This is a genomic window from Propionicimonas sp., assembly GCF_034927565.1.
Lineage (GTDB): Bacteria > Actinomycetota > Actinomycetes > Propionibacteriales > Propionibacteriaceae > Propionicimonas.
This window is the reverse complement of record NZ_JAYFPT010000036.1, coordinates 108592-120091: the sequence shown is the minus strand read 5'-3', so window position 1 is coordinate 120091 and position 11500 is coordinate 108592. Positions and strand designations below refer to the sequence as shown.

The following is an 11500-nucleotide window of genomic DNA, read 5'->3' as shown; positions in this document are numbered from 1 at the left end:
CCGCCCCGGCCGCTGTCAGGGATCAGGCCAGTTCCACCGAGGAGAAGTCCCAGGTGGAGAACGGCGTCATCTTGACCGACTTGATCTTCGTGGACCAGCCGAACTGGCTCGCCTGGTACCACAGCGGGATGGACGGCAGATCCTGCCCGAGGATGGACTCGGCCTGCTGGTAGAGCGCGTTCGCCTCGTCGTTGGACGGGGCAGCCGCGGCCTGCTTCAGCAGATCGTCAAACTTCGGGTTGGAGTAGTCGCCGTCGTTCGAGGAGGCCCCGGTGGCGTAGATCGGGGTGAGGAAGTTCTCGATCGACGGGTAGTCCATCTGCCAGCCACCGCGGTAGAGGCCCTCCAGCTCACGGGCGTTGATGCCCTTGCGCAGGGTGGCGAAGTCCGGGGTGGACTGCACGGCGCAGTCCATGCCGAGGTTGTTCTTCAGCTGGTTGCAGAAGGCCTCAGCCCACACCTGGTGCCCACCGTCGCCGTTCACGCCGATCGGCATGGTGCCCTGGTAGCCGCCGGCCGCGTCGTACAACTTCTTGGCCTCTTCGGGGTTGAAGGTGCAGTCCGGGCAGGCGCCGGCCTTGTAGCCGTCCACAACCGGGGAGACCCAGCCGCTGGCCGGCGTACGCGCGCCATTGAAGACCTGCTTGGTGATCAGCTCGCGGTCGAAGCCCATCATGATCGCGCGGCGGATGTCCTGCTTCTTGAGGTTCGGGTCGATCGGCGAGAAGGTCAGCACCTGGATGATGCCGGTCTCACGCGAGCCGTTGCGATCCGGCAGGTCGGCCTGCCACTGGTCGCCGACCAGCATGTCGGACGGGATCACGTCGGTGAGGTCGAGGTTGTTGGACACCACGTCGTTGTAGGCGGCGTTGGTGTCGTTGTAGATCCGGAAGGTGATCTTGTCGACCGAACCGGGGTTGGAGCCGGAGTAGTCGGCGAACTTCTGCAGCACCATCTGGGTGTCGGACTTCTCGACCAGCTGGTACGGGCCGGCGCCGATCGGCGCCTTGGCGAAGGTCTCCTTCTTCGCGTCGCTGTCGGCGAAGAAGGCATCCGGCTGCGGGGCGAAGGCGGTGTAGCCGAGGCGAACCGGCAGGTTCGAGGTCGGCGAGGAGGTCTTGATGGTGAAGGTGTAGTCGTCCACCACGCTCAGACCGGTCATCTTGTCGGTCTTCGGCGCGGCCTTGTCGCAGTTGACCTCTTCCTCACCGTCGGCGTTCTTGGCAGTGCCGCACTGCAGGTCGTCGTAGCCCTCGATCGGCTCGAAGAAGTAGCCGTTCAACTGGCCGTTGGGGCCGTAGGCGCCCCAGTTCCAGGCATCGACGAAGTTCTTGGCCTTCACCTCGGTGCCGTCGTGGAACTTGTAGCCCTGCTTCAGCTTGACGGTGAAGGTGATCGAGTCGGTGGTGTCGATCGCTTCGGCAATGTCGTTCTCGGGAGCCGCCGTGTCGGCGTTGTAGTGCACCAGCTTCGCGGTGATGGCGTCGAGGACGTTACCGCCACACACCTCGTTGGTGTTGGTCGGGATCAGCGGGTTCTCCGGGGTGCAGCCGCGAACGGTGATTTCGGTGGCTGCAGCCGGGGCCGAACCGGACGCGCCGGGCTCGGCGGATGTCTGGTTGGTCGGTGTCGTGCCGCCGGAACAGGCGCTCGCGAGGAGCGCAATCGCTGCTGTCAGCGATGCGGCGGCGGTGAGGCGAGTGGACGCTCGCATGTAACCTCCTTGAACGGTTTTCCCTCGCTGGCGAGGGACGGACAGCGGCGCAGTCGCGCACGCCGCCGGTTTCACATTGTTCACCAAGAAAGCGGTGTTTGTCGCAGATTCGCCGCTTCCGAGACCGATCCGAGACTGAATTGTCATGAGACGGTTACCAAAACACCGTTGGGACGGTCCCTGACAGGACCGCCCCAACAGTGACGAGAGCCGCGTCAGCTCACTTGGTGTAGCCGACGTTCTCCCACACCGGAACCCGGGACATGCCCAAGGCGCCGATGTTCGCCAGCGTGTCGCGAACGCCGACCAGACGCGGACGCTGGTACAGCGGAATCGTGTGCACCGCTTCCCAGATCGCCTGCGCGGCCTGGTTGCCGAGCTCGGTGCGCTTGGCCGGATCCATCTCGGTGTCGATCAGGGGCTTCAACTCCTGCACCTTGTCGATCCTCAGCTGGGCGTAGTTGGAGTCGTTGGGAACTTCCTCGCCCTTCTTGTTCTTGCTGACACCGTAGATCTGACCGATGTTGTTCAGCGGGTACGGGGTGCCGATCCAGGAGAACGCCACGATGCCGAACTTGTGTTCAACCAGGACACCCGGCCAGTCCTTGCTGACATCGACCACCCGCTGGGTCAGGTTGACACCAATCGCCTTGAGCTGGTCGTGGGCGAGCACGTACTCGTTCTCCGAGGTGGAGACCCCGCCCAGGGTGGCGAACTCGATGTCGAGCTGCTTCCCGTCCTTCTCGTAGAAGCCTGCCGAGTTCAGCGCCCAGCCGGCGCCCTCGAGCTTCTGCTTGGCGCCGTCGGGGTTGTAGTCCAGCCCGGTGGCAGCAGCCTGGTCGACGTAGCCGGGCAGGCCATGGACGTAGAGGTTGTTGTCCAGCTTCTTGATCATGTCCTCGGGCAAACCCGCCATGTCGGAGGCCGCGATGGTCTCGCGGTCCAGGCCCATCAGGATCGCCTGGCGAACGTTGACGTCGTCGAGGAAGGGGGACTTGGAGTTCAGCGTGAAGTGCCGGTAGTCCGGGCCGTTGGACTTGCGGACCACCGAGTTCTGCGCGGAGCTCGCCTCCTGGTAACCGGCCGGGTTCGGGCCGATGTCGTAGTAGTCGAGTTCCTGGTTGGCGAAGGCCGCGGACTTCGCGTCGTCGGCGATCTGCTTCCAGGTCAGCTTGTCGAGCAGCGGCTTGTCGCCCCACCAGTTCGGGTTGGGCTCCATCACCACGGTGCCGGAGGTCTTGTCCCAGCTGCTCACCTTGAAGGGGCCGGTGAAGTACTCGTCGACATAGTCGGCCCAGCCATCGTTGTAGGTCTTGGCGTCCTTGACGCCCTCGGCACGCTGCGGGCCGGTGGAAACGATCGCGGTCCAGTCCGGGTAGGTGGACTTGAACGTGATGATCACCTCCTGCTGGTCCGCGCCGGCCTTGATCGACTCGATCTCGCTCCAGCCGTCGCTGGAGGCGACCGCGAAGTCACGGTCCTCGCCGTTGTTGGCCTTCCAGGTGGCGATCCAGTCGTCAGCCCCGATCACCTTGCCGTCGTTCCAGACCGCCTTCGGGTTCAGCTTCATCGTGATCGTCAGCTTGCCGTCAGTGACGTCCTCGGTGGCCGACTCAAGGTAGTCATTGTTGATGACCGGCTCACCGAGCCCGTTGTAGTCGTAGTAAGCGGGGCTGATCGGCGCCTGGAGCTGGACGAGTTCGGCATCGTTCCCGTTGATGTTGAACTGGTTCCAGGTCGAGATCGGGTAGCCGATCGAACCAATGAACTCACCCCCCTGAACGAGCTGGTCGCGCGGGGTCTCATTGATGTCCCAGGCGCTGGCGGCCGGGTCACTCGGCTCGGCGCTCGGTGCACCAGTCGCCGGGGCCGATCCGCTTGCACTCGTATCGGGGGTGGCCACGGGCCCGCCACAGGCGGCGAGCACCAGTGCCAGGCCGCCCGCAATGATCGGCAGCAAGACTTTCGGTTGCTTCACTATTCCTCCATTTCGCGGGCACCCCAAGAGCAGCCCGCCTTGCGGCATGCCCGACCACGGTACCCGAGATTTCAGTCCTGATGGAATCGCGGTCGCGAACGGTTACCCAAGCGTTACGAGAACCTGTGGCTCCGGCCCGCCCCCGCCGGCGCCCGGTTAGAGGACGGCACGCACCCGGCCGTAGTGGCAGGCCGCCTGGTGATCCGGGCCGTAGCTGGTCAACGGCGGGGGCACCTCGCGACACTTCTCACGCTGGGTCTCAGGCAGGACTGCGTAGAGCTGGCAGCGGGTCCGGAACTTGCACCCCGACGGCGGATCGGCGGGACTGGGCAGGTCGCCGGTCAGCATGATCCGCTCCCTGGTCCGCTCGGTGTTCGGGTCCGGGATCGGGATGGCTGACAGCAGTGCCTGGGTGTACGGATGGACGGGGGTGGAGTACACCTCGTCCACCGCACCGATCTCGACGATCGACCCGAGGTACATCACTGCCACCCGGTCGGCGATGTGCCGCACCACGGCCAGATCGTGGGCGACGAACAGATAGGACAGCCCCAGCTTCGCCTTCAGGTCGTCCAGCAGGTTGATGACGCCGGCCTGAATGGACACGTCCAGCGCAGACACCGGTTCGTCGAGGGCCATCACCTTCGGCTCCAGGGAGAGCGCCCGGGCGATGCCGATGCGCTGGCGCTGGCCACCGGAGAAGTGCTGGGGGTAGCGGCTGGCGTGGCTGGGTTCCAGCCCCACCAGGGTGAGCAGCTCGCCGACCCGGCGCTGGATCACGTCCTTGCTGAAACCGTGAACCCCCATCGGTTCGGCGATGATGTCGTAGATCGGCATCCGGGGGTCGAGTGAGGCCATCGGATCCTGGAAGACCACCTGCAGGTCGCGCCGCAGGGCCTTGCGTTCGGCGCGTTTGAGCTGGCTGGTGTCCTTGCCGAGCACCTCGATCGTGCCGCCGGTGGGCTTGCCGAGGCTCAGGATCTCCATCAACGTGGTGGTCTTGCCGCACCCCGACTCCCCCACCAGGCCCAGGGTCTCCTGCTCGCGCACCTCCAGATCGATGCCGTCCACCGCATGGACGGTGCCGATCTGCCGGCGGTAGATCGCCCCCTTCATCAGCGGGTAGTGCCGCTTGAGGTCGGTCACCTCGATCACGATCCGGCGTTGCTCGCGCGGCACCGACTCGAGGTCGGAAGTGGCCAGTTCGGGAGTCGGGAAGATGTCGGCGTGCGACAGCCGGCCCTTGATGACGTCGTCCACCCGGTGGCAGGCAGCCACATGCCCGGCCTCACCGGTGCCCTCGAGTTCCGGCTCCACGGTGCGGCACAGGTCCACCGCCATCGGGCAGCGTGGGACGAAGGGGCAACCCGGCGGCAGGTCCACCACCGAGGGCGGGTTGCCCTCCAGCACGGGCAACGCAGCCTTCTCGGTCTCGTCCAGTCGTGGCACCGTCCCGAGCAGACCGATGGTGTAGGGCATGCGGGGCCGGTAGAAGATGTCGTCCACGCTGCCCTGTTCGACCGGGCGACCGGCGTACATCACGGTCACCCGCTCGGACATGCCGGCCACCACGCCGAGATCGTGGGTGATCAGGATGATCGCGGCACCGGTCTCCTGCTGGGCCTTCTTGAGCACCTCGAGGATCTGCGCCTGGATGGTGACGTCGAGGGCGGTGGTGGGCTCGTCGGCGATGATCACGTCGGGGTCGTTGGCGATCGCCATCGCGATCATCACCCGCTGCCGCATACCACCGGAGAACTCGAACGGGAACGACTTCACCCGCTGCGCGGGGTTGGGGATGCCCACCAGGTCGAGGAGTTCGACCGCCCGCTCCCACGCCCTGGCCTTGGGGACGTCGTAGTGGGTGAGGATCGTCTCGACGATCTGGTCGCCCACGGTGTAGACCGGGGTGAGCGCAGACAACGGATCCTGGAACACCATCGCCAGGTCACGGCCACGCAACAGCGACATCTCGGCGTCGGTGTTGCCGAGCAACTCATGACCGTGCAGCCTCACCGAACCGGTGATCTTCGTGGTCGGCGGGTGCAGGCCCATGATCGCCAGCGAGGTCACGGATTTGCCCGACCCGGACTCGCCCACGATCGCCATGGTCTCCCCGGCCATCAGGTCGAAGCTGAGGCCGCGGACGGCCCGCACCGGACCGGCCTCACTGGGGAAGGTGACGTGCAGGTCGCGGACCTCCAGGACGCGATCGCCGGCCTTGGTCCTGCGTTCCTTCAGCGGAGTCGTCATGCCTGGCCTCCCGAGGACGAACTGGGGTCAAGAGCGTCGCGCAGCCCGTCCCCGACCGCGTTGACCGACATGACGAGCAGGACGAGCAGGGTGGCCGGCCCGAGGAAGATCCACGGATGCGTGGTGGCCATGCGGGCACCCTCGCCGATCAGCGTGCCCAGCGAGGTGTCGGGCGCCTGGACGCCGAAGCCGAAGTAGGACAGGCCGGTCTCCGACAGGATCGCGTAACCGACGCCGAGGGTGGCGTCGATGATCAGCAGCGATGAGGCGTTCGGCAGGATGTGCCGGGTGATGATCCGGGCCGCCGACAGGCCCATGAACTTGGCGGCCAGGACGTACTCGCGCTCCCGGATCGACAGCGTCATCGAACGGACCACCCGCGCCGACAGCGGCCAGGCGAAGACCGCCAGCAGGACGACCAGCAGCAGCCACGAGTTCTCGCCCTGCGGCGCCCCGCGGGAGGCGACCGCGATCAGGAAGAAGCTCGGCACGACCAGCAAGAGGTCGACGATCCAGAGCATGAAGCGCTCATACCAACCGCCGAGGTAGGCCGCCGATGCGCCCACGAGGGCGGCCAGCGAGGTGGAGATGATCGCCACCATGAAGCCGATCAGCAAGGACTTGCTGAGGCCGCGGACGGTGAGCGCGAGCACATCGCGTCCGGACTGGGTGGTGCCCAGCAGGTGGGCCTGGCTCGGCGGCTTGAGGAAGCTGAGCCGGTCGATCGAGTCGAACTTCCAGTACAGGACGTAGGGCCCGGCAACTGCCAGGAAGACCAGGAAGAGGATCAACAGGGCGCCGGCGACGGCGACCTTGTTGCGCAGGAAGCGGCGCCAGATCAGCGCGCCCCGGGTCAGCCGCTTGGTGTCGGGGGTGGTGATTTCGTCCGCAATGGCTGCTGTTGTCATCGAGTTCACCCCAACCTGACTCGTGGGTCGAGAATGGCGACCATGATGTCGGACAGCACGGCGCCGACCAGGACGCAGACCCCGGCGAAGGCGGTCACCGCGACCGTGCCGTTCACATCGCGGTTCGTAATGGTGTCGACCCCGTACTGCCCCAGGCCGGGGAAGTTGAAGATCCGCTCGGTGAAGGTCGCACCGGTGAACATCGTCGCCACGCTGAACGCGAAGTATGTACCGGTCGGGATCAGAGCGGTGCGCAGGGCGTGCTTGAAGACCGCCTTGCGCCGGGTCAGGCCCTTGGCCCGAGCGGTGCGCACGTAGTCCGCACCGAGGGAGTCCAGCATCAGATTGCGCTGGATCCGGCTCATCGACGCGGCCCCCAGGATGATCAGCACCAGGGTTGGTAAGAACAGGTGTTGCAGGCGGTCGACGAGTTCGGCGAAGGGATAGTCCCCCACGTCCCCGGTCTCACCGATGAACTCGAAGGTGCGGGTGCCGGTGATGTCGTTGTACCAGGTCGCCAGGATCTGTGTCACGTGGCCGACCACGAAGGCCGGAGTGGAGATGATCAGCAGCGAGACGAAGGTCACCACCCGGTCGGAGACCTTGTACTGCCGGGTTGCCGTCCAGGCGCCGAAGGCCACCCCCAGCACGATGCCCAGGATCGTGCCGATCAGCAGCAGCCGCAGGCTGACCCACATCCGGGTGCTGATCTGTTCGCCGACGCTCACGCCGAGCGGGGAGTAGCCCCAGTCCCCGTGGAGCACCCCCGTCAACCAGATCCAGTAGCGTTCGGCCAGCGGGACGGAGTCACTGAGGTTGTACTTCAGCAGTTGGCTCTCAATGATGTCGGGGGCCACCGGGGGTTGCCGCAACTCATAGAGCGCTCGAGGGTTGAGCTGGGTCGCGGCCAGCACGTAGGTGAGCGACACGGCCACGAAAAGCAGGAACAGATAGTTCAAGAATCGACGGCCGATATAGCGGAGCATAAGGCCGAAACTATCTCACAGCCTGGGCATTGCCCCAACTTCCGCGCCGACCCGGGTGTCAGCGTCGCGGCAGCCACCCGGTCGACCGCGCCGCCCACGGGACTGATGCGGGTGTCAGCATCGCACCTGCCACACCGTCGAGGGCACCACCCGCTCAGCGACGGCTGACCACCACCGTTCCCAGCACCAGGTCGTCCAGACCCCGGCGCTCGGCACCGATCACCACCGCCGGCAGGACTGCGCAGACCATGGCCGTGCGGACGAGCGCCCGCCACCAGCCAATCGGGCCGCCCTCGACCCGGACCACCTGGACCCGGGCGAGGATCTGGCCGAAGCTTCCGCCCGCCAGCGCAGTGAGCACCGCCTTCTGGACGAAGAACACCGCCAGGATCATCCACGCCCGCCAGCCCTGGTCGCGCAGCACGCCGACACCAAAGGCTGCCACCGCCACGATCATCGAGGTGCCCCAGTCGACCAGCAGCGCCGCCAACCGGGCCCGCCAGCTCGCCAGCGAACCCCGTCCGTGTTCGGGCAGCCCCAGGGACTGGCCCGGGTACTCCTCGGTCTCCACGTCGCTCATCCCCGCAGAGCCTAGCCGCCCGCCGTCCGTCTCGTCCCCTGGCTCAGGACTGTTCTCCGGTGAGTCGGGTTCGCCGGGCGCCCGATCATCCGCCGCCGCGGTTCGACTGCGGTTCGACAGGATGTCTCCGTCGAACCGGCGCTCAGGTCGGGGCCGGGGCCTGTTACATGGCCGAAACATGGACGCAATCGGCGGGTTACCACGGGTCTATAGCGTGGCGGCGTCCAATCAACCTGTGGAGGCAAGATGTTCCAAGGCGCCGACGACCTGTTGGCCTACATCAAGAACGAGGGTGTCGAGTTCGTCGACATCCGATTCTGTGACCTGCCGGGGGTGATGCAGCACCTGACGGTTCCGTCCTACGCCTTCGGGCCGGACGTCTTCGAGACCGGCATGGCCTTCGACGGTTCCTCGATCCGGGGCTTCCAGAAGATCCACGAGTCCGACATGACGCTGCTGCCCGATCCCAGCACCGCGTTCATCGACCCCTTCCGGACGCACAAGACCCTCGCGCTGAACTTCTTCGTGCACGACCCGCTGACCCATGAGCCCTACAGTCGTGACCCGCGCAACATCGCGCGCAAGGCGGAGAGCTACCTCGCCTCGACCGGGATCGGGGACACCGCGTTCTTCGCCCCCGAGGCCGAGTTCTACGTCTTCGACTCCGCCCGGTTCGAGACCAACCAGCACTCGTCCTTCTACTACATCGACTCCGAGGCCGGCGCCTGGAACACCGGCGCCGAGGACGACGGCACCGGCCGCGCCAACCGCGGCTACAAGGTGAAGTACAAGGGCGGCTACTTCCCGGTGCCGCCGGTCGACCACTTCGCCGACCTGCGCGACGCGATGGTGACCAGGCTGACCGAATCCGGTCTCGAGGTCGAGCGGGCGCACCACGAGGTGGGCACCGCGGGCCAGGCGGAGATCAACTACAAGTTCAACACCATGCTGGCCGCCGCGGACGATCTGATGAAGTTCAAGTACATCATCAAGAACACTGCCTGGGAGGCCGGCAAGACGGCGACCTTCATGCCGAAGCCGATCTTCGGCGACAACGGCTCGGGCATGCACGTCCACCAGTCGATCTGGAATGGCGGGCAGCCGCTGTTCTACGACGAGGCCGGGTATGGCAACCTGTCCGATACCGCGCGCTGGTACATCGGCGGCCTGCTGCACCATGCCCCGTCGCTGCTGGCTTTCACCAACCCGACGGTGAACTCCTACCACCGGCTGGTGCCCGGCTTCGAGGCGCCGGTCAACCTGGTGTACTCCGCCCGCAACCGCTCGGCCTGCATCCGGATCCCGGTCACCGGCTCGAACCCGAAGGCCAAGCGCATCGAGTTCCGCTGCCCCGACCCGTCCTCGAACCCGTACCTGGCGTTCGCGGCCTGCCTGCTGGCCGGCCTGGACGGCATCCAGAACCGGATCGAGCCACTCGCCCCGGTGGACAAGGATCTCTACGAGTTGCCCCCGGAGGAGCATGCCCTGGTGCCGACCGTCCCGGCCAGCCTGGACGGCGTGCTGGACGCCCTCGAACAGGACAACGACTACCTGCAGGCCGGCGGGGTGTTCACCCCCGACCTGATCGAGAACTGGATCGAGATGAAGCGCGCCGACATCGACGCCATCCGGCTGCGTCCGCACCCGCACGAGTTCGAGATGTACTTCGACATGTAGGCATTCGCCGTCGTCAAAGACAGGTGCTACCTGCCGAAGGCCACAGGAAGCCCACAGCGCCCCCGCTTCGCCTCGCGGAGCGGGGGCGCTGTTCTGTGCTGGCAGGCGTCGAGGAAGCGAGCCTCAGCTGACAGCGGGCGGTCGCACAATCCGGTTCCCTGAGGCGGTTCGAGGGGAATGCTCCCTCGTCTCGCCATCCTGAACCGGTTTCTGAATAGCGCCCGCTCTTCGGGGCCTCCGAGACTCGGGTGCGCGAGACCAACCCAGCGCCAGACCGCACCCGGAGGTATCGCGACCGCCGCCGGGGACCATCAGGCGCCAGGATCGTCGCACCCGCCGAACAGCCGGCCGGTGGCACCGTAGGCTGAGGCCGTGAGTGACACTGCACCTGCCCAGCTTCTCGCCGTTCTCGGTCGCGGGGTGGTGGACATCGCCGTTCCCCTGCTCAGCGCCGACGACCTCGGCGTCACCCGCGGGGACGGCTGCTTCGACGCCGTCCGGGTCACCTACGACGCCCGCGGCAAACGGGCCCACTACCTTGAGGAACACCTGGCCCGGCTGGCCCGGTCGGCCGCGGCGCTGCAGATCGAGGCGCCGGCAACCGCCAGCTGGCACGAACTGGTCACCACCTCCCTGGCCGCGTGGAACACCCCGGGAGAAGCAATCTTGAAGTTCGTCCTCACCCGGGGACTGGAGTCGGCGCCGTCCGCACCGGTCGGCTATCTGACCATCACCCAATCCCCCGATCATGCGGCGGCGCGCCGCGGGGTCACGGCGATGACCCTGGATCGCGGCCTGCGCAGCGATGCCTTCACCGAGGCGCCCTGGCTGCTCGGCGGCGTCAAGACGATCTCCTACGCGGTCAACGTGGCCGCCAGGCGCGAGGCGGCCAACCGTGGCGTGGACGAGGCGATCTTCCGCTCGTCCGACGGCTTCTTGCTCGAAGGGCCCACCTCGGGGCTGGTGATCGCCGCCGATGACCGGCTGTGGACCACCCCGACCACAGGGACCGGCGTGCTGGCATCGGTGACCATCGCTGCGCTCTTCGCGGCCGCCCGGCAGCACGAGGTCGCCACCGGCGAGGCGTTGTTCACTCCCGCCGATGCCTACGAGGCGGACGGGATGTGGCTGGTCTCGGCCATCCGCGGGATGCTGCCGGTGGTCGAACTGGACGGCCACGCGATCCACCACGATCCGGCGGTGACCAGCGTGCTGGCCAAGGCGACGGGTTTCCCCGGGATCGCATGAATCGGGCCTGAACAGCCGGTTGCCCGCAGTACTCGAGCCCCCACTCGAACACTGCGGGCAACCGGCCAGTGGTTCATGCCGTCGAACTGCACCCCCCTGCAGGCGTTGGCATAGTGGTAACCACCCAAGGCGTTTGAAGATTCCGGGGGCGCAGGA

8 protein-coding genes are annotated in these 11500 nt (G+C 66.5%); 2 read left to right on the top strand and 6 right to left on the bottom strand.

Annotated elements, in window-relative coordinates; genetic code table 11:
* Positions 1-22 precede the first annotated feature (22 nt).
* The 6 genes from VB080_RS07605 to VB080_RS07580 all read right to left on the bottom strand — a co-directional run bounded on the left by VB080_RS07605 (position 23) and on the right by VB080_RS07580 (position 8419).
* The gene (locus VB080_RS07605; RefSeq protein WP_323417830.1) at positions 23-1714 is read right to left on the bottom strand and encodes an ABC transporter substrate-binding protein; all 1692 of its coding nucleotides are present in this window, start codon (positions 1712-1714) and stop codon (positions 23-25) included.
* A gap of 220 nt (positions 1715-1934) precedes the next feature.
* Entirely contained in the window at positions 1935-3692 is a 1758-nt protein-coding gene (locus VB080_RS07600) for an ABC transporter family substrate-binding protein (RefSeq protein WP_323417829.1), read from the bottom strand.
* A gap of 156 nt (positions 3693-3848) precedes the next feature.
* On the bottom strand, positions 3849-5945 hold the full coding sequence (locus VB080_RS07595) for an ABC transporter ATP-binding protein (RefSeq protein WP_323417828.1): 2097 nt from the start codon (positions 5943-5945) through the stop codon (positions 3849-3851).
* Positions 5942-6853 (bottom strand): ABC transporter permease, encoded by a 912-nt coding sequence (locus VB080_RS07590; protein ID WP_323417827.1) that lies wholly within the window; start codon positions 6851-6853, stop codon positions 5942-5944. The genes VB080_RS07595 and VB080_RS07590 overlap by 4 nt, the downstream gene beginning before the upstream one ends.
* Positions 6854-6858: 5 nt before the next feature.
* Positions 6859-7839 (bottom strand): ABC transporter permease, encoded by a 981-nt coding sequence (locus tag VB080_RS07585; RefSeq protein ID WP_323417826.1) that lies wholly within the window; start codon positions 7837-7839, stop codon positions 6859-6861.
* Between the two features lie 154 nt (positions 7840-7993).
* On the bottom strand, positions 7994-8419 hold the full coding sequence (locus tag VB080_RS07580) for an RDD family protein (RefSeq protein ID WP_323417825.1): 426 nt from the start codon (positions 8417-8419) through the stop codon (positions 7994-7996).
* 246 nt (positions 8420-8665) lie between these two features.
* Between VB080_RS07580 and glnA the strand changes: the two genes are divergently transcribed.
* Positions 8666-10096, top strand: coding sequence for a type I glutamate--ammonia ligase (glnA, locus tag VB080_RS07575; protein ID WP_323417824.1), 1431 nt, complete (start codon positions 8666-8668; stop codon positions 10094-10096).
* 372 nt (positions 10097-10468) lie between these two features.
* Positions 10469-11344, top strand: coding sequence for an aminodeoxychorismate lyase (locus VB080_RS07570; RefSeq protein ID WP_323417823.1), 876 nt, complete (start codon positions 10469-10471; stop codon positions 11342-11344).
* Positions 11345-11500 lie beyond the last annotated feature (156 nt).